This is a genomic window from Actinomadura sp. ATCC 39365 (assembly GCF_054392275.1).
The window spans coordinates 11,151,891-11,173,276 of the sequence record NZ_CP184335.1; the positions used below are offsets into that span (position 1 = coordinate 11,151,891).

At 71.3% G+C, this 21,386-nt stretch carries 24 protein-coding genes; 6 read left to right on the plus strand and 18 right to left on the minus strand.

Annotation, left to right across the window (positions count from 1 at the left end; genetic code table 11):
- The first annotated feature begins 14 nt into the window (after positions 1-14).
- Entirely contained in the window at positions 15-392 is a 378-nt protein-coding gene (locus ACNF49_RS53230) for a DUF5319 domain-containing protein (protein WP_090930411.1), read from the plus strand.
- Here the strand turns inward: ACNF49_RS53230 and ACNF49_RS53235 are convergent.
- Both ACNF49_RS53235 and ACNF49_RS53240 read right to left on the minus strand, forming a co-directional pair.
- Positions 353-553, minus strand: a complete 201-nt coding sequence (locus ACNF49_RS53235; RefSeq protein WP_482942403.1) for a hypothetical protein — start codon at positions 551-553, stop codon at positions 353-355. The two genes, ACNF49_RS53230 and ACNF49_RS53235, sit on opposite strands and share 40 nt — an antisense overlap.
- Positions 550-1,185, minus strand: a complete 636-nt coding sequence (locus ACNF49_RS53240; protein WP_090930520.1) for a sigma-70 family RNA polymerase sigma factor — start codon at positions 1,183-1,185, stop codon at positions 550-552. Before ACNF49_RS53240 ends, ACNF49_RS53235 begins: the two co-directional genes overlap by 4 nt.
- A gap of 555 nt (positions 1,186-1,740) precedes the next feature.
- On the opposite strand from ACNF49_RS53240, the gene ACNF49_RS53245 reads away from it, so the two are divergent.
- A complete protein-coding gene (locus tag ACNF49_RS53245) occupies positions 1,741-2,220 on the plus strand; it encodes an AAA family ATPase (RefSeq protein WP_482942404.1) in 480 nt (159 codons plus the stop codon).
- A 429-nt stretch (positions 2,221-2,649) separates the two neighbouring features.
- Here the strand turns inward: ACNF49_RS53245 and groL are convergent, their stop codons facing one another.
- From groL to ACNF49_RS53260, 3 genes are all read right to left on the minus strand, one after another.
- Positions 2,650-4,269 (minus strand): chaperonin GroEL, encoded by a 1,620-nt coding sequence (gene groL / locus ACNF49_RS53250; RefSeq protein WP_352318685.1) that lies wholly within the window; start codon positions 4,267-4,269, stop codon positions 2,650-2,652.
- Positions 4,270-4,338: 69 nt separating this feature from the next.
- The gene (gene groES / locus ACNF49_RS53255; protein WP_139628731.1) at positions 4,339-4,650 is read right to left on the minus strand and encodes a co-chaperone GroES; all 312 of its coding nucleotides are present in this window, start codon (positions 4,648-4,650) and stop codon (positions 4,339-4,341) included.
- A 174-nt stretch (positions 4,651-4,824) separates the two neighbouring features.
- Positions 4,825-5,679, minus strand: a complete 855-nt coding sequence (locus ACNF49_RS53260; protein ID WP_482942405.1) for an NAD-dependent epimerase/dehydratase family protein — start codon at positions 5,677-5,679, stop codon at positions 4,825-4,827.
- A 104-nt stretch (positions 5,680-5,783) separates the two neighbouring features.
- Between ACNF49_RS53260 and ACNF49_RS53265 the strand changes: the two genes are divergently transcribed.
- From ACNF49_RS53265 to ACNF49_RS53275, 3 genes are all read left to right on the plus strand, one after another.
- Complete coding sequence (locus ACNF49_RS53265) at positions 5,784-6,281, plus strand: MarR family winged helix-turn-helix transcriptional regulator (protein ID WP_357982697.1); 498 nt, start codon at positions 5,784-5,786, stop codon at positions 6,279-6,281.
- A gap of 81 nt (positions 6,282-6,362) precedes the next feature.
- Positions 6,363-7,526 (plus strand): class I SAM-dependent methyltransferase, encoded by a 1,164-nt coding sequence (locus tag ACNF49_RS53270; RefSeq protein WP_482942406.1) that lies wholly within the window; start codon positions 6,363-6,365, stop codon positions 7,524-7,526.
- Between the two features lie 258 nt (positions 7,527-7,784).
- Positions 7,785-9,530 (plus strand): hypothetical protein, encoded by a 1,746-nt coding sequence (locus tag ACNF49_RS53275; protein ID WP_482942407.1) that lies wholly within the window; start codon positions 7,785-7,787, stop codon positions 9,528-9,530.
- 39 nt (positions 9,531-9,569) lie between these two features.
- On the opposite strand, the gene tsaD is transcribed toward ACNF49_RS53275, so the two are convergent.
- From tsaD to ACNF49_RS53335, 12 genes are all read right to left on the minus strand, one after another.
- Positions 9,570-10,601 (minus strand): tRNA (adenosine(37)-N6)-threonylcarbamoyltransferase complex transferase subunit TsaD, encoded by a 1,032-nt coding sequence (tsaD, locus tag ACNF49_RS53280; RefSeq protein WP_357982706.1) that lies wholly within the window; start codon positions 10,599-10,601, stop codon positions 9,570-9,572.
- A complete protein-coding gene (rimI, locus tag ACNF49_RS53285; RefSeq protein WP_357982801.1) occupies positions 10,594-11,025 on the minus strand; it encodes a ribosomal protein S18-alanine N-acetyltransferase in 432 nt (143 codons plus the stop codon). The genes tsaD and rimI overlap by 8 nt, the downstream gene beginning before the upstream one ends.
- A gap of 11 nt (positions 11,026-11,036) precedes the next feature.
- Complete coding sequence (gene tsaB / locus ACNF49_RS53290) at positions 11,037-11,681, minus strand: tRNA (adenosine(37)-N6)-threonylcarbamoyltransferase complex dimerization subunit type 1 TsaB (RefSeq protein ID WP_357982709.1); 645 nt, start codon at positions 11,679-11,681, stop codon at positions 11,037-11,039.
- A 27-nt stretch (positions 11,682-11,708) separates the two neighbouring features.
- Positions 11,709-12,638 (minus strand): aminoglycoside phosphotransferase family protein, encoded by a 930-nt coding sequence (locus ACNF49_RS53295; protein ID WP_482942408.1) that lies wholly within the window; start codon positions 12,636-12,638, stop codon positions 11,709-11,711.
- Positions 12,639-12,648: 10 nt separating this feature from the next.
- On the minus strand, positions 12,649-13,185 hold the full coding sequence (locus ACNF49_RS53300; RefSeq protein ID WP_357982714.1) for a class F sortase: 537 nt from the start codon (positions 13,183-13,185) through the stop codon (positions 12,649-12,651).
- 3 nt (positions 13,186-13,188) lie between these two features.
- Positions 13,189-13,875 carry a hypothetical protein gene (locus tag ACNF49_RS53305; RefSeq protein WP_482942409.1) on the minus strand — a complete coding sequence of 229 codons (687 nt, stop codon included), beginning with the start codon at positions 13,873-13,875 and terminating at the stop codon, positions 13,189-13,191.
- 166 nt (positions 13,876-14,041) lie between these two features.
- Complete coding sequence (tsaE, locus tag ACNF49_RS53310; protein WP_357982720.1) at positions 14,042-14,500, minus strand: tRNA (adenosine(37)-N6)-threonylcarbamoyltransferase complex ATPase subunit type 1 TsaE; 459 nt, start codon at positions 14,498-14,500, stop codon at positions 14,042-14,044.
- Positions 14,500-15,552 (minus strand): alpha/beta fold hydrolase, encoded by a 1,053-nt coding sequence (locus ACNF49_RS53315; RefSeq protein ID WP_357982723.1) that lies wholly within the window; start codon positions 15,550-15,552, stop codon positions 14,500-14,502. The genes tsaE and ACNF49_RS53315 overlap by 1 nt, the downstream gene beginning before the upstream one ends.
- Before the next feature lie 19 nt (positions 15,553-15,571).
- Positions 15,572-16,720, minus strand: coding sequence for an alanine racemase (alr, locus tag ACNF49_RS53320; RefSeq protein WP_357982804.1), 1,149 nt, complete (start codon positions 16,718-16,720; stop codon positions 15,572-15,574).
- A 61-nt stretch (positions 16,721-16,781) separates the two neighbouring features.
- Positions 16,782-18,236, minus strand: coding sequence for an NAD(P)H-hydrate dehydratase (locus ACNF49_RS53325; RefSeq protein ID WP_482942410.1), 1,455 nt, complete (start codon positions 18,234-18,236; stop codon positions 16,782-16,784).
- A gap of 116 nt (positions 18,237-18,352) precedes the next feature.
- Entirely contained in the window at positions 18,353-18,703 is a 351-nt protein-coding gene (locus ACNF49_RS53330; protein WP_357982729.1) for a holo-ACP synthase, read from the minus strand.
- A 13-nt stretch (positions 18,704-18,716) separates the two neighbouring features.
- The gene (locus tag ACNF49_RS53335; protein WP_482942411.1) at positions 18,717-20,120 is read right to left on the minus strand and encodes a PhoX family protein; all 1,404 of its coding nucleotides are present in this window, start codon (positions 20,118-20,120) and stop codon (positions 18,717-18,719) included.
- Between the two features lie 205 nt (positions 20,121-20,325).
- Here ACNF49_RS53335 and coaA point away from each other — a divergent pair, with 205 nt between their 5' ends.
- On the plus strand, positions 20,326-21,228 hold the full coding sequence (gene coaA / locus ACNF49_RS53340; RefSeq protein ID WP_357982807.1) for a type I pantothenate kinase: 903 nt from the start codon (positions 20,326-20,328) through the stop codon (positions 21,226-21,228).
- On the opposite strand, the gene ACNF49_RS53345 is transcribed toward coaA, so the two are convergent.
- Positions 21,200-21,334, minus strand: a complete 135-nt coding sequence (locus ACNF49_RS53345; protein ID WP_352318657.1) for a hypothetical protein — start codon at positions 21,332-21,334, stop codon at positions 21,200-21,202. The two genes, coaA and ACNF49_RS53345, sit on opposite strands and share 29 nt — an antisense overlap.
- Between the last annotated feature and the right edge of the window lie 52 nt (positions 21,335-21,386).

Sequence of the window (21,386 nt, forward strand, 5' to 3'; positions counted from 1 at the left end):
CATATGGTGGGAAGGTGCTGGAAGACGTCCCCCGCGACCCGTTCGCGGACGACCCGAACGACCCGTCCTCGGCGATGGGCGCTCTCGACGACGCCGAGCCACTCACCGCGGCCGAGCGCGACGAGGCCATCACCGACCTGGCAGACGTCGAGGTCTTTCGCTCCCTGCTCGAACCGCAGGGGGTGCTGGGCCTCGTGCTCGACTGCCCCGAGTGCGGCGAGCAGCACTTCTTCGACTGGGAGCTGCTGCGCGGCAACCTTCGCCAGATGATCGAGAAAGGCCAGCCCCAGGTGCACGAGCCGGCCTTCCACCCCGACCCCGCCGACTACGTCAGCTGGGAGTACGCCCGAGGCTATGTCGACGGCGTCATCGACACGGAGGAGCGCCGCTGATCGACTTCCTCCGAGACATCGTCCAGTAGCGCGCCCAGCCACCGCACCGCAGGGTCGGACGAGTCCCGCGCCCGGCCCCGCGCGACCGCGTCGAGCAGCTCGTCGGTCTGGAGCAGGTCGTCGGCCTCGAGAAGCGCATGGAGCTCGTCCTCCGGCGTCAAGCCGACTCCAGCTCGGCCATCTGCCGCAACCTGGCCAGCGCCCGATGCTGGGCTACGCGGACCGCACCTGGTGACATACCGAGTACATTACCGGTCTCCTCGGCCGACAGCCCCGACACCACCCGCAACAGCAGCAACTCCCGCTGGTTGTCGGGCAGCCTGGCCAGCAGCCTGCGCGCGTGCTCGACCTCGATGTAGCGGACCACCGTCTCCTCGGGCCCCGGGCCGTCGTCGGGCCCGTCGGGCAGATCCTGGGTGGGCACGGCCGAGCGCACCGAGCTGCGCAGCGCGTCGGCCACCTTGTGCGAGGCGATCCCGAACACGAAGGACGCGAATGGCCGCCCCATGTCCCGGTATCGCGGCAGCGCGGACAACACCGCGATGCACACCTCCTGGGCTACGTCATCGGCAATGTGATATTGCCCTGAAACCCTGCCCAGCCTGGCGCGGCAATACCGCACCACCATGGGACGCAACTCCCCGAGCAGGGATTCGATCGCACTGCGATCTCCCTGCACGGCGAGGCTCGTCAGTTCCCTAAGGTCGGAGTCATCCGTCCGTGCCGGAAGTCTCGACGCGAGCCTTACCCCAATTTTGGCGTCGGCGACGCTTCCCTCGCTCACGATAGGCATGATGCCCGCACTGATCGGGCCTGTCCCCATGGCGAACGGCTACGGATTGGTCACATTGAAGCGACGATAACTAACAGTAATCAGTCGACCACACTAAGCCTTATAAGCTGACATAATGTTTCACCCCATAAGCCGAAATGCACGACAATTGCCAGACCCCGACGCTTAACCGCCACTGCCGGTTTACTCCAATAATCCACCTCTTCCCCCATTTTCCCCCGCCCCCACCGCCTTCCGCCCCACCAGCCCCAGCCGCATTTCCTCACCCCCGAAACCCACCAGCCCCCTCCCCGCACCCGTCCCACCCGCTCCCGGACCCGCCGGCCGGCGACGACCCACGCCGCCCCGCGAAAGCCACCGGGCCGCCCAAGGGGGTGTGTCCGAGGGGCGTCACAACGCTGTGATCACTTACTGGCGGCGGCCGGCAAGCGAGCCGAGCGGGCTTCCGTGGTCCGAGTTGCGGGGACTGCGGAAGCCCATGGCCGACGCCACCAGATCGCCGACGTGGGTGAGCTGAAGCCGGCCGAGGTCGGGACGGTTCGGTAGTCTCCTCCGATGGCGAAGATCCTGGTCACGGGGATGTCGGGAACCGGCAAGTCCACGGCGTTGGAGATGCTGGCGGCCCGGGGCCATCGCGCCGTTGACACTGATAGCGACCAGTGGAGCCACTGGGTGACCTTGTCGGACGGATCCACTGATTGGGTGTGGCGTGAGCCGGCCATCAGCGACCTGCTCACCAACCACGGTGAGGGCGCACTCTTCGTGGCCGGCTGCAAGTCCAATCAGGGCCGGTTCTACCCGCACTTCGACCACGTCGTCCTGCTCAGCGCGCCCGCTGAGGTCATGCTTGCTCGCATCGCGACACGCACCAACAACCCCTTCGGCAAGCGCCCTGAGGAGCGTGAAGCCGTCCTGCGTGCTCTGGCCGACGTCGAGCCGCTGCTCAGGGCCACCTCCACGCTCGAGATCGACGCTTCTGCGCCGATCGACAAGGTCGTCCAGCAGCTTGAGGAACTCGCGCAAACGACGCCGTGACCGAAGGTTGCGGAGACAGGCGCACTCCGACCTCGCCGCTTCGAGGTTCGGGCGCAGGCCGCCAGGAGCTCCGTGAGGCGCTCAGCCGGGTGTCCCGGTCCAGCGTCTTGCGAGGCCGGACGGGCAGCTCTGCGGCGACGGCGTCTAGTTACTCGCGGGTGGGGACCGAGTCGGCGCCCTCAGGGAACTACTGCACGGCAGGCCGTCGGTGCTCTCGTTGCAACCTCGCTGCCATGGGCCGTCGGTCGCAGAAGGAGACCGAGACGTCGGCGGCAGGGGGAAGACGCCGTGGGAGCCCAGTTCTGATCCCTGGTCCCAGGCAAGAGATCGCAGCAGACGCGGCAGAGACGTGACGGTCTGGCTGAAAGCCGACGGCCCGCGCCGGAGGGAACCGGTGCGGGCCGTACGGGCGCGGGGGAAACAGGCGGGTCAGTGGCCGTGACCGTGGCCGTGGCCCTGGCCGGCGGCCGGAGCCTCCTCCTCGGGCTTGTCCACCACGAGCGCCTCGGTCGTCAGGAGCATGCCCGCGATCGAAGCCGCGTTCTGCACCGCGGACCGGGTCACCTTGACGGGGTCGATGACACCCTGGGCGATCAGGTCGACGTACTCGCCGGTGGCGGCGTTGAGGCCCTGGCCGGCGGGCAGCTCGGCGACCTTGTGGGTCACCACGTAGCCCTCCAGGCCGGCGTTCTCGGCGATCCAGCGGGCCGGCTCGACCAGCGCGCGGCGCACGACGCCGACACCGGTGGCCTCGTCGCCGGTCAGGCCGAGGTCGTCGAGCTCCTTGCCCACGTGGATGAGGGCCGAGCCACCGCCGGAGACGATGCCCTCCTCGATCGCGGCGCGGGTCGCGGAGATCGCGTCCTCGAGGCGGTGCTTCTTCTCCTTCAGCTCCACCTCGGTGGCGGCGCCGACGCGCAGCACGCACACACCGCCGGCGAGCTTGGCCAGACGCTCCTGCAGCTTCTCGCGGTCCCAGTCGGAGTCGGACTGCTCGATGGCAATCTTGATCTCCTTGACGCGGTCCTCGATCGCCTGCTGGTCGCCGGCGCCGTCGACGATGGTCGTGGCGTCCTTGGTGACGACGACGCGGCGGGCGGTGCCGAGCACCTCGAGGCCGACGTGCTCCAGCTTGAGGCCGACCTCTTCGCTGACGACCTGGCCGCCGGTGAGGATCGCCATGTCCTGGAGCATCGCCTTGCGGCGGTCACCGAAGCCCGGGGCCTTGACGGCCACGGAGGTGAAGGTGCCGCGGATCTTGTTGGTGACCAGGACGGCCAGGGCCTCGCCCTCGACGTCCTCGGCGACCACGAGCAGCGGCTTCTTGGTCTGGGCGACCTTCTCCAGCAGCGGCAGGAAGTCGGCGATGGAGGAGATCTTGCCCTGGGTGAGCAGGATGTACGCGTCCTCCAGGACGGACTCCATGCGCTCGGGGTCGGTCACCATGTAGGCCGACAGGTAGCCCTTGTCGAACTGCATGCCCTCGGTGAACTCGAGCTCCATGCCCATGGCGTTGGACTCTTCGACGGTGAGGACACCGTCCTTGCCCACCTTGTCGAACGCCTCGGCGATCAGCTCGCCGATCTTGGCGTCCTGGGCGGAGATGGTGGCGACGTTGGCGATCTCCTTCTTGTCGCCCACCTCGCGCGCGCTGGCCAGCAGCCGGTCGCTGATCTCCTTGGCGGCCTTGTCGATGCCACGCTTGAGCGACAGCGGCGAGGCGCCGGCGGCCACGTTGCGCAGGCCCTCGCGGACCATCGCCTGGGCCAGCACGGTGGCGGTGGTGGTGCCGTCGCCCGCGATGTCGTTGGTCTTGGTGGCTACTTCCTTGGCGAGCTGGGCGCCGAGGTTCTCGTAGCGCTCCTCCAGCTCGATCTCACGAGCGATGGTCACACCGTCGTTCGTGATCGTCGGCGCACCGAACTTCTTGTCGATGACGACGTTACGGCCACGCGGGCCGAGGGTTACCTTCACGGCGTCCGCGAGGGCGTTGACACCGCGCTCAAGCGCGCGACGGGCGTCCTCGTCGAACTGCAGGATCTTCGCCATGCTGAAAGTCCTCTCCTGGCGTCGAAAGCCCCGGGCCCTCAAGAGCGCCCGGGGCTCGACACAACCGGCTTACTTCTCGATGATCGCGAGAACGTCGCGGGCGGAGAGCACCAGGTACTCCTCGCCGCCGTACTTGACCTCGGTGCCGCCGTACTTGCTGTAGAGGACGACGTCGCCCTCGGAGACGTCGAGCGGAATACGCTTGTCGCCGTCCTCATCCCAGTTGCCGGGGCCCACCGCGAGGACCTTGCCCTCCTGCGGCTTCTCCTTGGCGGTGTCCGGGATGACCAGACCGGAAGCGGTGGTCTGCTCTGCCTCAAGCGGCTGAACCACGATGCGGTCGCCGAGCGGCTTAACGGGAACCTTGGTGGCGGTCGTCACGATCGGACCTCCCCTTCAGATTTGAATGATCTAGAAGAGGCGACCAGCGGGGCCTGCCGTCGCGGGTGTCAGACCTGCCTCGTCGCACGTTGGCACTCTCAAGGTGAGAGTGCCAACAGGAAACATATGCAAGAGGGCCTTGACAGTCAACACGAACGCGTCTGCTCAGAGCGATCAGACGTAGGAGCCCTCGGTCAGATCGGCGACGACACCGGGCCGGGAGGGGTTCCAACCGAGCTCGGCGCGCGTGCGTGTCGCGCTGATGCGCTGGCCGAGCGCCAGCGCCTCGGCGAAGCCCGCTCCCAGCACCTGGGCCGCCTCGGCCAGCGGCCAGGGCTCGGCCTGCGGCTTGACGCCCGCGGACCGGGCCGCCGCCTCGGCCACCTCGGCGACCGGCACGGCCTCCTCGCTGATGCCGTGGTAGACGCGGGCGCCGCCCTTCTCCAGGACGGCCACGACGAGCTCGGCCAGGTCGTCGACGTGCACGAACGTCCAGGTGTGCGGCTCGCCGCCGGCGGTGACGTACACGCCGGCGCCGCGCTCGGCGGCCTGCGCGCGCATCAGGGCGGGGATGCCGCCGCCGCGCCCGTGGACGACGCCGGGCCGGATCACCGAGCCGCCGCCGTCGATGACCAGCTGCTCGATCTCGTGCCGGTACGCCACGAGCGGAATCGGGTCGGCCGGGCTGTCCTCGTGCCCGTCGGCGGTGGCGCCCAGCACCCACACGCCGCTGGTGAAGACCACCTTCCGGCCCGACGCGGCGAGCACGCCGATCGCGGCGAGGTCGGCCTCCTTGTCGCCGCCGAGCTGGGCGGCGACCACGATCGCGTCGATGTCCGGGGTGATCGCGGCGGCCAGCCCCGCGACGTCGGCCAGGTCTCCGTGACGCTCGTCGGCCACGCGCGGCACGCGCCGGGACCCGTCGGCGGCCGGCCGCACCAGGACGGCCACCTCGTGCCCCTGCTCGGCCAGCCGCTCGACCACCGCGCCGCCGATGTACCCCGTCGCGCCCAGCACCAGCACCTTCATGATGATCCTACCTCGAAAATTTCTACGTTGAACATTTCGACGTTGAGGACAGTACCGCACGATCCCAAACATTTCAACGTCGAAGCTTTGGTAGGGTGAGCCTCGTGGATGACGCGGTGGACGTGATTCTCGGACAGTGGGCGCGGACACGGCCCGACGTCGACGTGTCCCCGATGGGTGTGATCGGCCGGGTCTCGCGCGCCTCGCGCCTGCTGGAGCGCGGCGTCAAGGACTTCCTGGCCGAGCACGGGCTGGAGGCGTGGGAGTTCGACATGCTGGCCACGCTGCTGCGCAGCGGCGCCGATGCCACCATGTGCATGAAGGACCTGTCAACGTCGGCCATGGTCAGCCCTGGAGCGCTCACCAACCGGATGGACCACCTGGTCCGGCGCGGCCTGGTCCACCGCTGGCCGGCGCCGCACAACCGGCGCATGACGCTGGTCGCCCTCACCGACGAGGGCAGGAGGGTCGCCGACGAGATGCTCGTCCTGCACGCCGCCAACGAGGAGCGGCTGCTCGCCGGGCTGTCCGAGGGCGAGCGCGAGGCCCTGGCCGGGCTGCTGCGCAGCCTGCTGGTGTCCCTGGGCGACACTTCCCTGTGAGCGATCCCGAGTCGTGAGCGGCCCCGAGTTGTGAGCGGCCCCGAGTTGTGAGCGATCCTGAGTTGTGAGCGGAGTGCGTACATGGATCTCGACGCCTTCGGCGAGCTGCTGACCCCGCGCGGGCAGCGGGCGCTCGCCGAGGCCGCGGAGCTGGCCGGGACCGATCCGGTCGCGGCGGCGACCAGGCTGCGCCGCACCTACGACGCGGCGCTCACCTCCGCCGCGCTGACGCAGGCGGCGCTGCGTGAGCGCGCCGCGGCGAAGTTCGGCGCGGACGCCGCGGTCATGTACTTCACCCCGCACGGCCTGGAGCAGTCCACCCGCCGGGAGGTCGCCGACCACCGCGCCCGGCGCATGGGCGGCGGGCGGGTGATCGACGCCTGCTGCGGAGTCGGCGGCGACCTCCTCGCACTGGCCCGCGCCGGCTGCGCCGTCGACGCCGTCGACCTCGACCCGTTGACCGTCGCCGTGGCGAGCGCCAACGCCGACGCGCTCGGGCTGGCCGACCGGGTGCGGGTGCGCGTGGGCGACGCGGCGCTGGTCCGGCCCGAGGAGTACGACGCGCTGTTCGCCGACCCGGCCCGGCGCAGCGGCAAGGGCCGGACGTTCGATCCCATGGCCTACTCGCCGCCCTGGCCGGTCGTGCTCGACCTGGTCGCGCGGGCGCCGCGGGCCTGCCTGAAGGTCGCCCCCGGCATCCCGTACGAGTTCATCCCCGAGGGCGCGGAGGCCGAATGGGTCTCCTACAAGGGCGAGGTCAAGGAGGCCACCATCTGGACCGGCTCCCGGACCGGCCCCGCCCGGCGCGCCACCCTGCTGCCCGGCGGCCACAGCCTGGCCGCCACCGGGGCCCAGGCCGCCGTCGGCCCGGTGGGCCGCTACGTCTACGAGCCCGACGGCGCCGCGATCCGGGCGCACCTCGTGGGCGAGGTGGCCGAGATGATCGGCGGACGCCTGCCCGACCCCATGATCGCCTACATCACCGCCGACGAGCCCAGGCACACCCCGTGGGCCTCCGGGTACGAGGTGGACGAGGTCATGCCGTTCTCGCTGAAAAAGCTCCGCGCGGCTCTCCGTGAACGGCGGATCGGGAATGTCACCATCAAGAAACGCGCGTCCGCGATCGACATCGAACGCCTGCGCGCCGATCTCCGGCTTTCCGGCGAGAACTCGGTCGTCATTATCCTGACCCGCATTCTCGATAAGCCTTCAGTTATCATCTGCAACCCCATCCCACCTGCCTGAACAATCCAAAGCGGTCATTCTTCCGCTAAATACGATCTTTCACTTCGACGCCGCCTGACCTTGATCGAAAGGCTAAGGTGGACGGGCGGGAGTTCTCCCCCTTATGCGGTAACCCGCGTACTCGCCCTTTCATCTGCAAACCGGACCTATCCCACCGCTGCGCGGCAGACCGTCGGCGAGCGAAGGAGCCTTTCGGTGGACCATTCCAACCACACCACCCTTCTTCAGGCAGGCGGCCAGTCCGCCATCTCCGAGAGGATGCGAGACCTCCTCGCGCGCGCCGCCCAGGACCATGTCTACGAGCAGCGCACCCAGGGAGCCGTGCTCGACGAGATCCGCCAGCGTCTTGAAGGCATGGAGTGGCTGCTGCGCGAGGTGCGCGAACGCGAGCTCGGCGGCCTGAGCGGCACCCTCGAGGCGGTGAGCGGGCGGCTCGACGACATCACCGCCAAGCCGCCGATGTGGGCGGAGGGCCTGGCCCAGCACGTCGAGGCCGTGCGCGACCACGTCGACGCCGTCGGGGAGAAGATCGGCCACGTCGACGCCCGGGTCGCGCCGGTGGCCGAGCTGCCGAGCCTGTGGGCGGATCTGGGCACCGTGGGCGAGGCCGTCGACGAGGCGCTCAACCGCCTGCAGTCGGTGCTCGACACCACCGACGGCATCACCCAGAACATGTCCGACTTCGCCGCCAAGCTGACGCAGCTCAACTCCAGCATGGAGGCCGCGGCCAGCCGTTTCACCCGGCTCGACAAGTCGGTGGCCGACCTGTCGGGCCGCGCCGAGCGGGTCGAGAGCGTGGTCGGCGAGCTGGCCGAGAGCGTCGCGGCCACGTCGCAGCAGGTCGCCGTCAAGATCGACGCGGCCGAGCAGCGCCTGACCGGCCGGCTCGACGACACCGACCTGCACATCGCCGCCCGCCTCGACGAGGCCGACAAACGCCTGGCCGGCCGCCTCGACGAGACCGACGAGCGGCTGACCCAGCGCCTGAACGAGCGGCTCGACCGCGCCGACGAGCGCCTGGCCGCCAGGCTCGACGAGGGCGACCAGCGGCTCACGGTCCGGCTGGCCGACGTCGAGCAGCGGCTCACCGCCCGTCTCGACGAGGCCGACCAGCACCTCGCCGTCCAGCTCGGGGAGAGCGAGCTGCGGCTCAGCGGGCGGCTCGACGGCGTCGACTCCCGGCTCGACCGGGTCGAGGGCCGGCTCATGGGCCTCGACACCCGGCTCACCGGGTTCGACGGCCGGCTGGAGTCGGCCGACGAGTGCCTGGCCGACATCGACACCAGGCTCGACGGCGTCGACGGCCGCATCAGCGGCGTCGACAAGCGCCTCACCTCGGTCGACGGCCAGCTCGGCGGCCTCGGCAAGCGCATGGGCACCATCGACGGCCACCTCGTCCGCCACGACGACCGCTTCGACGCCCTCGACGGCCGCCTGAGCGCGCTCGACGACCGCGCGTCGGCCACCGACCAGCGCCTGGCCGAGACCGCCGTGCGCAGCGAGGGCCGCTTCAACAAGCTCGACAACCAGATGGAGTCGATCGACGAGCGGCTGGTCGAGGCGGAAGAGCACCTGATCACCCGGTTCGACACCCTCGACGGCCAGTTCAGCGGGCTCGACAGCCGCTTCAACGGCCTCGACACGCACCTCAACGGCCTGGCCGCCCGCGCCGATCAGGCCGGCGAGCACCTGGAGTCGGTCGACGACCGCATCGAGGCCATGAACCAGCACGTCAGCCAGCTCCCGGCCGCCCTGGCCATCCCCGAGCGGGTCGGCGAGCTCATCGAGTCGCAGGCCGGCGCGCAGGCCGACCGCCTGTCGGCCGCCGCCGACGCGCTCACCGAGCTGGTGCGTTCCCGGCCCGACCGCGACGAGCTGAGCGAGACGGTCAGCGGCATCGTGCAGCCGGCCACCGACGACCTCACCAAGCGGCTGGCCGCGCTGGAGGAGACCATGCTGGCGCTGGCCGAGGCCCTGCTCCGGCCCACCAGGACGAAGGACTGAGCACCGCTTGGCGGCGGGGGAACGCCCCGCCGCCAGGGCTCAGACGTGGACCGTCGTGATCGGCAGCGACGAGTCCGCCGGGATCTCCAGCGTCGAGGGGGTGATCCCCGCCGCCACCAGGTCGGACCCCAGGGCGGCGACCATGGCCCCGTTGTCGGTGCACAATCCCGGCCGGGGCACGCGCAGCCGCACGCCCGCCGCGTCGCAGCGCTCCTGGGCCAGCGCCCGCAGCCGCGAGTTGGCCGCCACGCCGCCGCCGATCAGCAGGTCGTGCACGTCGTACTTCTTGCACGCCTGCAACGCCTTGCGGGTCAGCACGTCGACCACGGCCTCCTGGAAGGAGGCGGCCACGTCGGGCACGTGGATCGACTGCCCGGACGCCTCGCGCGCCTCGACCCAGCGGGCGACGGCGGTCTTGAGCCCGGAGAAGGAGAAGTCGAGCGTGCCGTCGTCGATCTTGCCGCGGGGGAAGGTCACGGCCGTGCCGGAGCCCTCGCGGGCGGCCCTGTCGATGTGCGGGCCGCCGGGGAAGGGCAGCCCGAGCACCCGGGCCACCTTGTCGAACGCCTCGCCGGCCGCGTCGTCGACGGTCGAGCCGAGCGAGATGACGTCTTGGGCCACGTCGGGCACCAGCAGCAGCGAGGAGTGGCCGCCGGAGACCAGCATGGCGATGCACGGCTTGGGCAGCGGCCCGTGTTCGAGCTGGTCGACGGCCACGTGGGCGGCCAGGTGGTTGACGCCGTAGAGCGGGACGCCGAGGCCCAGCGCGTACGACTTGGCGGCGGCCACGCCCACCAGCAGCGCCCCGGCCAGGCCCGGCCCGGCGGTGACGGCGATGGCGTCGATGTCGGAGAACTTGAGCCCGGCCTCGGCCAGCGCCGCCTCGACGGTGGGCGTCATGGCCTCCAGGTGGGCGCGGGAGGCGACCTCGGGCACCACGCCGCCGTATCTGGCGTGCTCGTCCATGCTGGAGGCGATGGTGTTGGCGAGGAGCGTGTGGCCTCTGACGATGCCGATGCCGGTCTCGTCGCACGACGTCTCGATGCCCAGGACCAGGGGTGCGTCAGCCATCCAGCTTCCTTCTCATCATGATCGCGTCGGTGCCGTCGTCGTAGTAGCGGCGGCGGGTGCCGATCTCCTCGAACTCGAAATGCCGGTAGACGGCCTGGGCGCGCGGGTTGTCGGCGCGTACCTCCAGGAAGATCTCGCGCGCGCCCCTGCGCCGCGCCTCGGCCAGCAGCTCGGTCAGCATCGCGCTGCCGAAGCCGGTGCCCTGGTGCTTCTCCAGCACGGCGATGGTCTGCACGTCGGCCTGGTCGGCGGCGACCGCGATGCCGGCGTAGGCGACGATCTCGTCGTCGGCCAGGGCCACCACGTAGTGGCGCGAACGCGGCATGTCGGCCAGCTCGCCGCGCATCATGCCCTCGCTCCACGCGTCGAGCGGGAACGTGGCCCGCTCGATCGCCATGACCGCGGGCAGGTCGGCCTCGGTCATCGGCCGCAGTCTCACGCCGTCACCCTCTTGGGCGCGCCCGGCACCACGGCGTCGGGCCTGCGCAGGTAGATGGGCCGCGGCGGGTCGAGCGGCACGCCCGCGGCCAGCCGCTCGGCGGCCAGCGCGGCCAGCGCGCCCGCGTAGGGGTAGGGCGGGGCGTCGTGGCGGCCCAGGACGTCGGGGTAGAGCCCGGCGCCGGCGCCCACGACCGGCAGGCCCTCGACGGGCACGTCGGCGGGCCGGTCGACGAACGGGCCGTCGGCACGCGTGCGCATGTCCTGGTAGCGCGCCCAGAACACCTCCTTGCGCCGGGCGTCGGTGGCGACCAGGAACGGCTCGCCGAGCCCGCTGCCGTAGGCGACCGCGTCGAGGGTGCAGATGCCGTACGCGGGCACGGCGAGCGTCGTCGCGAGCCCCTGGGCGGTCATCAGGCCGACGCGCAGGCCCGTGTAGGGCCCGGGGCCGCTGCCCGCGACGAGGGCCGTCACGTCGCGCAGGGCGGCGCCCGACTCGGTCAGCACGCGTTCGATGGTGGGGACGAGCAGCTCGCCGTGGCGGCGGGCGTCGATCGTCGTGGACTCGGCGAGCACCCGCTCGCCGTCGTGGAGGGCGGCGGTGACGGCGGGCGTCGCGGTATCAAAGGCCAGGACCAGCACGACTGTTTAGCCTACCCGCCGGACGGGTCACACCCAGCCGGTACGCCGTTTGAGCCACTCCAGCGCGACCACTCCCTGCGCCCGCTGGAACGCCCTGAGCGTGGGCAGGCCAGGCGGATCCGGCAGCCGGCCGTTCCGGACGAAGTAGCCGGTCTGGGCCGCGAGCACGGCGGTGACCGCCGGGTCGGGATCGTCGAACAGCTCGTGGGGGGCGGGACCGCCCTGCATGCCGACCGACGGCAGCATGGCCACCTGGTCGTACCAGGGCGCGGCCAGGCAGGCCCACGGCCAGTCGACCACGTAGACGCGGTCGGGCGTGAGCAGGATGTTGTCGGCCCGCAGGTCGGCGTGGACGAGGGTGTCGCCGGCCGCCGCCGTCGCCCAGCCGGACTCCAGTTCGGCCAGCTCGGGCAGGTGGCGCAGCGCCCACGGGTCGAGCCCGGCGGTGTCCTCGCCGAGGAGTCTGCGCCAGCCCTGGAAGGAGTCGTCCAGGAGCTCGCCGACCGTGGGAGCCTCGATCGGCGACGGGGTGAGCGCGGCGGACATCTCCTTCAGGGCCGTGAACACCCGGTCGAGCTCGTCGCGCCGCCACGGCATCGCGGGGTGCGCGGCCTCGACATCCTCGAAGACCAGGGTCACCCAGCCCTCCAGCTCGAACGCCGTCAGCAGCTTGGGCGCGGGGACCGACTCGGGGAGCGCGGCGGCGTTCCTGAGCTCGGAGCGGTAGATGCGCACGCTGTCGGGGTTGGGCTCGGGACCGACGGCCTTGACGAACGCGCGCCGGCCGTCCTCGGTCCGCAGGCGCACCGCGGCCGCCGGCGAGAAGCCGCCCTCCTGGGTGACGGCCTCCACGACGCGGCTGCCGAGGAAGCCCTCGACCGCCTCGCGCACCAGTGGATGGACCTCGTGCCAGGGCACCCGGGCGCCGGACGCCGGCGGGTTGTGGTCAGTGCTCATTACTCCATGATCAGGCTCGGGACGCGTAGACGATGATGTTGTCGACATATTCGCCTTTGGCGGAGTCGAACTTTCCGCCGCAGGTGACGAGTTTCAGCCCGTCGTCGACGTACACCCGCCGGGCGGGGAAGTGGTCCTTGGAGACCTGCTCGATGGCGTCCACCCTGAAGCTGACGACCTTGCCGTCGCTGCGTTCCACCTTGACGGTCTCGCCCTTGCGCAACTGCCTGAGCTTGTAGAACACGGCGGGGGCGGTCTTGGTGTCGACGTGGCCGATGATCACCGAGGCGCCCTTCTCGCCGGGCACCGCGCTGCCGCTGTACCAGCCGGCCATCTTCGGCTTCTCGTACGGCGGCAGCTCGACCTCGCCGTCCTTGCTCAGCCCGAGCTTCATCAGCGGGGCCTCAAGATCGAGCGACGGGATGTCGATGCTCTTGGGCACCACGCTCGCCGCCGGGGTGGAGGAGTTCTGCATGCTCTTGCCGAAGGCGACCAGCAGCAGGCCCGTGACGGCGCCCGCGAGCACCACCCGTCCTGGACGTGCCATCGGTCAAGCCCGGCTGCGCCGCTTGACCATCACGACCGCGCCTCCGACGAGGACCAGGGCCACCAGCGCGCCGGCCGGGCCCAGCGGGATCGAGGACTCGTCGTCGACGTCACGGCCGAAGGTGCCGCCGCCGCCCGCCTTGGGCGCCTTGGTGGGCACGCCGGTCGGGTCGGCCTCGGCCCTGGCCACCCTGAGCGTGGCCTTGCCGACGTCGTTGGTGCCGTCGCACTTGACGTCGACGGTGTACGAGCCGCGCTTGACCGTGCCGGAGACCGTCGCCTCGCCCCGCACCCAGGGCGAGCCGTTCGCCGGGCTGCTGGTCGCGGTCGGCGTGGCCGACCCGGCCGGCACGGGGTTGAGCGGGACGCCGTTGAGAAACGCCCGCGAGGTCGCGGTGCCGGTGTGGGCCGGGCCGCCGGACGGCAGCGGGCAGTTGGCCAGGATCCACACCTTGGACGTCTCCCCCGCGGTGACCCGGTCGGGGTTGACCTGGACCGCGATGCTCGGCCTCTTGGTGGCCGGCGGGGCGGTCGGGGTGGTCGTGGCCGTGGTCGTCGTGGTGGCGGTGGTGGACGTCGTGGCTGTGGCCGTCGGTGTGCCTGTCGGTGTGGTCTCGGCCGAGGCCGCACACCCGGTCAGCCCGACCACCATGATGGCACCCGCGTACGCGACTCGCCTGACCCTGAGCACCGCCGCACCCCACTTTGCCGTCTTGCACCCAGCATCCACCAAAAATGTGGATGTCGCCCCTCCTGATACCCAGAAATTCTGGGCAAATCCCTGACCAACGATCATGATTTATGTCTTCGGTCAGGTACGTCAAGGGTGACAGCTTTGCCGGAAATTGACGGAGGTTTTAGCCTTCGGCCGGATCAGACGGCGTGTCGGCCCATCGGTCGCCCACCCCGCGCAGGGTCACCAGGCGGGCGTCGTCGCCGGTCTCGCGGTCGATGTGGATCTCCAGCCGGTCTTCGGCCAGCCCCTCGACCAGGCCCTCGCCCCACTCGACCACGGTGACCGACTCCTCCAGCGAGGCGTCGAGGTCGAGGTCGTCGACCTCCAGGTCGCCGCCGAGCCGGTAGGCGTCGGCGTGCACCAGGGGCGGCCCCTGCCGCAACGACGGGTGCACCCTGGCGATCACGAAGGTGGGCGAGGTGATCGGCCCGCGTACCTTGAGACCTTCCGCGATGCCCTGGACGAGCGTGGTCTTGCCCGCGCCGAGCGGGCCGGACAGCACGATCAGGTCGCCGGGCCGCAGGTGGGCCGCCAGGCGCGCGCCGTAGGCCCGCATGTCCTCCGCTGTCGCCAGTCGCACTACAACTCCACTCGCTTGATCAGGTCGCGCAGCGCGTCGTTGACGATCCCCGGGCGCTCCAGCTGGATCAGGTGGGAGGTGTCGGGAATCTCGGTGACCTGCGCCTTGGGCAGCGCCGCCGCGATGGCCCTGCTGTGGTCGGGCGGGGTCAGCCAGTCGCGCTCGCCGTAGACGATGGCGGTCGGGACCGGGTCGAGTACGTGCAGCGCGGACAGCTTGTCGTGGTTCATCAGGGCCGGGTAGAAGGCGGCGAACACCTCGGTGGGGGTCTGCCTGATCATCGACTCGGCGAAGTCGACCACGGTCGGGCTCACGTTCGCGGAGTCGCCGAAGCCCATGTAGCGGGTGATCAGGAACGCGATGTCGCTGCCCGCGTGCCGGGTCCTGTCGATCAGCGCGCCCTTCCTGCCCAGCAGCGACACCGTGGACGGCGCCACCTTGTGCACGGCCTTGGACACCATCGCCGGCAGCCCCAGCGTCAGCTCGGCCAGCTTGCCCGCCGAGGTCGCGATGAGGGCGACCGCCCGGATCTTGTCGCCGAACAGCTCAGGATGGCTGTCGGCGAGCGCCATGATCGTCATGCCGCCCATCGAGTGGCCGACCACCACGCACGGGCCGGGCACGAACTCCTCGATCACCTCGGCGAGGTCCTGGCCCAGCCGGTCGATCGTGCTGTCGTCGGCCGTGCCGCGCTGCGAGCGGCCGTGGGAGCGGATGTCCCACAGCACCACGCGGTGGTTCTCGCGCAGCTCCTTGCGCTGGTAGTGCCACGATTCGAGGTTGAGGCAGTAGCCGTGGCACATCACGATCGTCAGCGGCGCGTCCTCGGGGCCGTCGATCTCGACGTGGAGGGCCACCCCGTCGGAGGTGACGAGCGTGCGCTCCCTGCCGCGCAGCTCGCCGAACGGCTCGCTGGCCTCCTCGTCGTGCCGCAGCCTGATCCGGCCGACCGCGTAGCGCTTGGCCAGAGCCGCCGCCGCGACACCGGCCGACGCCGCTCCGACGATCGCGCCGGCGATTCCGACCCTGCGCCGCCGTGTTGTCGTCGTCATGTCCCCGATCCTTCTCCGCTCATGGCCGCTCCGGAGTGCCCGCCGTCACATGCTGGTGGACCCGTGGCACCCGGGAACCGATCCTGGTCACGATCTCATGAGTGATCGTGCCGAGGGTATCCGCCCATTCCTGGGCAGTCGGCTCGCCCCCGTCGCCGGGACCGAACAGCACCACCTCGTCGCCCGGCGACAAGGGGTCGTCGCCGACGTCGATCACGAACTGGTCCATGCACACCCGGCCCGCCACTTTCCGGCGGCGCCCGCCCGCCAGCACCTCGGCTCTTCCCGACGCGTGCCGGAGTATGCCGTCGGCGTAGCCGAGCGGCACGAGGCCGAGGGTGGTCTCGTGGTCGGTGACGTAGAGGTGACCGTAGGAGACCCCCGACTCCTGAGGGACCCGCTTGACGAGCGCGATCCTGGCCGTCAGGGTCATGGCCGGACGCAGCCCGAAGTCGCCCAGCTCGGGGACGGGGCTCAGGCCGTACATGGCGATGCCCGGCCTGACCAGGTCGAAGCGGGCGGCGGGCAGGGTCATGACGGCGGCCGAGTTGGCCAGGTGCCTGATCACCGACGACCCGGCGGCGCCCGCCTGCTCGGCCTGCTTCAGCGCGCTCTCGAACGCCTCCAGCTGCTGCTCGACCGAGGGATGGCCGGGCAGGTCGGCGCAGGCGAAGTGGGACCACAGGCCGACGATCTCGACGACGCCCTCCGCCCGCAGCGCGAGCGCCCTGCTCAGCAGGCCCGGCCAGGCGGCCAGCGGCGCGCCGCCCCTGCTCATGCCGGTGTCGGCCTCCAGGTGCAGCTTGGCCGGACGGCCCACGCGCCGGGCGGCGGCCGCGATCTCGTCGAGCAGGCCCTCATGGGCGGCCGACAGCTCGATGTCGTGGGCCACGGCCCGGTCGAGGGGCTCGCCGGGGGTGATCAGCCAGGCCAGCACGGGCGCGGTGACGCCGCCGTCGCGCAGCGCGAGCGCCTCGGCGACGAAGGCCGTGCCCAGCCTGGACGCGCCGCCCTCCAGGACGGCCCTGGCCGAGGGCACCAGCCCGTGCCCGTAGGCGTCGGCCTTGACGGCCCCCATCAGCTCGGCGCCGCCCGCCCGCTCCTTCAGCAGGGTCACGTTGTGCCGGATGGCGGACAGGTCGACCCGCGCCTCGGCGGGGGTGGCCATCGAGGAGTACATCTCTCCAGTGTGGCAGCTCAGACGGGTGGTCGAGCGCGGTTCGCGCCGCTCAGGGACGGGGTTCGCCGTGGACGGAGCGGATGGCCTCCGGAACGGCCGCCGCCACCCCGGCCGCCGTGAGCGGGGCGCCGCGGGCGGCCAGCCGGCCGGCCAGCCCGTGCACGTACGCGCCGACCGAACCCGCGTCGTAACAGCACAGCCCCTGGGCCAGCAGCGCGCCCGCCACGCCCGACAGCACGTCGCCGGTGCCCCCGGTGGCCAGCCACGACGTGCCGGTCTCGTTGACGCGGACCGGCCTGGCCTCCTCGGCCACCACCGTGGTCGAGCCCTTGAGCAGCACGGTCACGCCCAGCTCGGCCGCGGCCCGGCGGGCGTGCTCCAGCCGGGCGGCCTCGATGTCGTCGCGGCTCACGCCGATCAGCCGGGACAGCTCGCCCGCGTGCGGCGTGATCAGCACGGGCGCCCGCCTGCGCAGCAACGACCGGTCGCGGGCCACCAGCGTGAGCCCGTCGGCGTCGATCAGCACGGGGACGTCCGAGGCCAGCACTCTGGCGGCCAGCTCGTGCGCCCAGTCGCCGGTGCCGAGCCCCGGGCCGAGCAGCCACGCCTGGACGCGGCCCACGCCCTCGATGGACGGCCGGTCGAGCGGGGTGATCACCGCTTCCGGCCAATGGGCGCGCACCTGCTGGACCGGCTCGTGGGTGCCCGCGTAGCGGACCAGGCCCGCGCCCGCCCGCAGCGCGCCGCCCACGGCCAGCACGGCCGCGCCGGTGTACAGGTCGCTGCCCGCGGCCACCCCGAGCACGCCCCTGCGGTATTTGTCGGACTCGTTGCCCGGCCTGGGCAGCAGGTCCTCCACGTCCGCGCGGGTCAGCGCCGCGACGTCGGGGTCGGGCAGGAAGGGGCCGAGCCCGATGTCGACCAGCTCGACCCGGCCCGTGTGCGCGGCGCCCGGATCGACCAGCAGCCCCGTCTTGTACGCCCCCATCGTCACCGTCACCCGCGCCCGCACCGCCGCGCCCGCGACCCGCCCGGTGCTCGCCTCGACGCCGCTGGGCACGTCGACCGCGACGATCGTGCCGTGGGCCGCGTTCGCCTCCTCGGCCAGCCGGGCGTACGGCTCGCGCAGCGCGCCCGTGGCCCCGATGCCCACCAGCCCGTCCACGATCAGGTCGGCGTCCCGGACGGCTGGTGGGCCGGCCACGCGGCCTCCGGCGTCGAGGAAGGCGCGCAGGCCGAGCTCGTGCGTCTTGGCGCCGGCCAGGACCGCCTCGACCCTGGCTCCCCGGCGGGCCAGGCGCTCACCTGCGTAGAGGGCGTCACCGCCGTTGTCGCCGCTGCCGACCAGGAGCACGACGCGGGCGCCGTACACCCGGCCCAGCAGGTCGGCGCAGGCGGCGGCGAGACCGTGGGCGGCCCGCTGCATGAGGGTGCCCTCGGGCAGGCGAGCCATCAGCGTGCGCTCGGCGTCCCGGATCTGGTCGGCGGTGTAGGCGGTCCTCATGGCCTCACTCCGTTCGGCTGCTCGGTCGCCATATGCCGCCGCCCTTCCCCGCTCTGGTCGCTTCGCTCCCGCCGCTCCGCCACGCGACGGCACTCCCTCGCGCGCATGATCCGAAGCTATCCCTCCGCGATCACATAGGCCACGGCGACGCCCCCGTCATGGCTGAGCGACAGGTGCCAGCGCTTGACCCCGAGGCCGTAGGCCACCTCGGCGACCTTGCCCGACACGTGCAGCTCGGGCTTGCCCAGCTCGTCGCAGCGCACCTCGGCCTCCAGGTGCCCGAGCCCCCTGGGCGCGCCGAGCGCCTTGGCCACGGCCTCCTTGGCGGCGAACCTGGCGGCCAGCGAGTGCGCCGGCAGCGGCCGTTCGATGTCGGTGAACAGCCGCTCGCGCAGCTGCGGTGTACGTTCGAGAGCCGCCTCGAAGCGGGCGATGTCGACGATGTCCACTCCGATACCCAGGATCATCGTCCCAGGCTACTCAGAACAGGCCGCGCTCCCACGGCCCCCAGATGGCGAACGACCGCCCCTGGACGGCCTGGACGTTGACATAGAGCGTCTGGCCGCCCGGCCCGAACGTCGAGCCGGCGAACTCGGCGCCCGGATCGCCCGGGATCGGCTGGAGGCGGCAGAAGTCGAAGATCTCGCCCGTCCTGGTGAGGCCGCGCAGGAAGTTGTCGCCGTCGCCGTCCTCGCAGAGCACCAGCGTGCCGCGCCGGCTGACGGTCACGTTGTCGGGCAGGTCGAGCGCCGACGAGCGCGGCGACTCGTAGACCAGCCTGAGCCGCCCGCTCCACGTCTCGTACGCCCACACCTGGCCCCGCCCGTCGCCGAACCCGGGAGGCGGCCGGTCACCCGGCGCGGTGGCCCCGCCCTGGGTGGAGACGAAGTACACCACGCCCTGGTGGAAGACCGCGCCCTCCAGCCTGGCGAAGATCGCCGCGCCGCCCGCGCGCCCCTGCCGGCCCACCGCCTGGACGGCCTCCTCGTACGGCGGCCTGCCGGTGAAGCGGGGGTCGGGCTCGTCGATGTCCACCCAGCGAGTGGCGTAGGCGGCCCCCGCCCGCTGCCCGCGCGACAGGTCGGCGCGCTCGACGCCGCTGACGGCGAGCATCTGCAGCCGGCCGCCGTCGAGCAGCCGCCCCTCCCGCATCGGGTGCTTGGGCGGCAGGTAGCGGTAGAAGCCGGAGGGGAAGGAGAAGTTGTCCTCGGTGAGGTAGACGGCTCCGGTGGAGGGGTCGAAGGCGGCCGACTCGTGCGGGAAGCGGCCGGCCGACCTGATCGGGCGCGCACTCGCGACCCCGCCGACCGGCACCTCGAACAGGTAGCCGTGCCTGCGCTTGAGCTTGCTGTTGTCGCCGCCGGACGGGTCGTCGCCCACGTCGGGGCCGTTGACCGTCTCCTCGCAGCTCACCCAGGCCCGCCAGGGCATGGGCCCGCCGGAGCAGTTGGTCATGGTGCCGTTGAGCGAGGGGCCGCTCCTGATCACCTCGCCGTGGCGGGTGACGTGGAGGGTCGAGGTGCCGCCGCCGGCCGCCGGGTCGTAGGCGGTGTCCTTGTCGCCGAACGCGCCGACCGGGCCGGTGACCTCGTGGTTGCGGACGAGGATCGTGCTCCCCTTGGGGCCGCTGAAGGCCGCCATGCCGTCATGCCTGCCCGGGACGGTGGTGCCGTCGGAGAACTTCTCGCCCGCGGCGCTGAACGAGCGGTACCGGAACCCGTCGGGGAGGTGCAGGCGCACCTTGCCGTCGCGCAGGTCGGCGACCGGTCTCAAGGGCCCGTAGCCGACGGCGGGCCGCACGCCGCCCCTGGCCCCGGCGCAGGCGACCCCGGCGAAGGGCCCGGCCACGGCCAGCACGTTGGCGAGGAAGCGACGGCGATCCACAAGACCTCCCGGGAGGCTACGTCCGGAACAGTAGCCGCCCGCCGGTTCCGGCACGCCCGGATCGTCAGGACCGGTCTTTCTTCCCGGAATCATCCTTTGGTAATCCCACGTTTTTATCCACAGGTTGTGGATATCCGCCGCGGCGCACCCGCCCATGATCGCATTTGTCCCCCATCGCTACGCTGCCTAGGTGAACAACGGCTACGTGGAACTGAGCAGGGAGCAGTGGAGCGAGCTCCGCAAGAACACGCCCTTGACTCTCACCGCAGACGAGCTGGAAGACCTGCGCGGCGTCGATGACCCCATCGACCTCACCGAGGTCACCGACATCTATCTCCCCCTGACCCGGCTGCTCAACCTGCACTTCACCGGGTCCAAGCAGCGCAGCAGCGTGCTGAGCGCCTTCCTCGGCGATGCGGGGACGCGCGTGCCGTACATCCTGGGCATCGCCGGGAGCGTCGCGGTCGGCAAGTCGACCACGGCGCGGCTGCTGCACACCCTGCTGGCCCGCTGGCCCGAGCACCCGCACGTGGAGCTGATCACCACCGACAGCTTCCTCTACCCCAACGCGGTGCTGGAGGCCAAGGGCATCATGCAGCGCAAGGGCTTCCCGGAGAGCTACGACCGGCGCGCGCTGGTCAGGTTCGTGGCGGAGGTCAAGGCGGGCGCTCCCGAGGCGTACGCGCCGGTCTACAGCCATCTGGAGTACGACATCGTCCCCGGCGCCCGCCAGGTCGTGAAAAATCCAGACATTTTGATCATCGAGGGCCTGAACGTCCTCCAGCCCGCCCCGCCCACGTCCCTGGCCGTCAACGACTACTTCGACTTCTCCATCTACGTGGACGCCAAGGTCGAGGACATCCGCACCTGGTACGTCGAACGGTTCCACAAGCTGCGCCGCACGGCCTTCGAGGACCCGAAGTCCTACTTCAAGTACATCGCCGAGCTCACCTACGAGCAGGCCACGGACTTCGCGGTCAACGTGTGGCGCGACATCAACGAGCGCAACCTGGTCGAGAACATCGCCCCCACCAGGGGACGCGCCGATCTCGTCCTGCAGAAGGGCGCCGACCACGCGGTCAGGCGGGTACGGCTTCGCCGGACCTGAACACCTCGTCGAAGACGTAGGCGGCGAACCGGCCCGCGCACTCCTGGTCGTCGATGTCGGCGAACCAGCAGTCCTCACCGTGATCGTGGCATCTGAAGCGAGTCATGTGAGGCAGCCTCGCGTACGGCGGTCAACGCAACGTCAATGTCCGATGGACA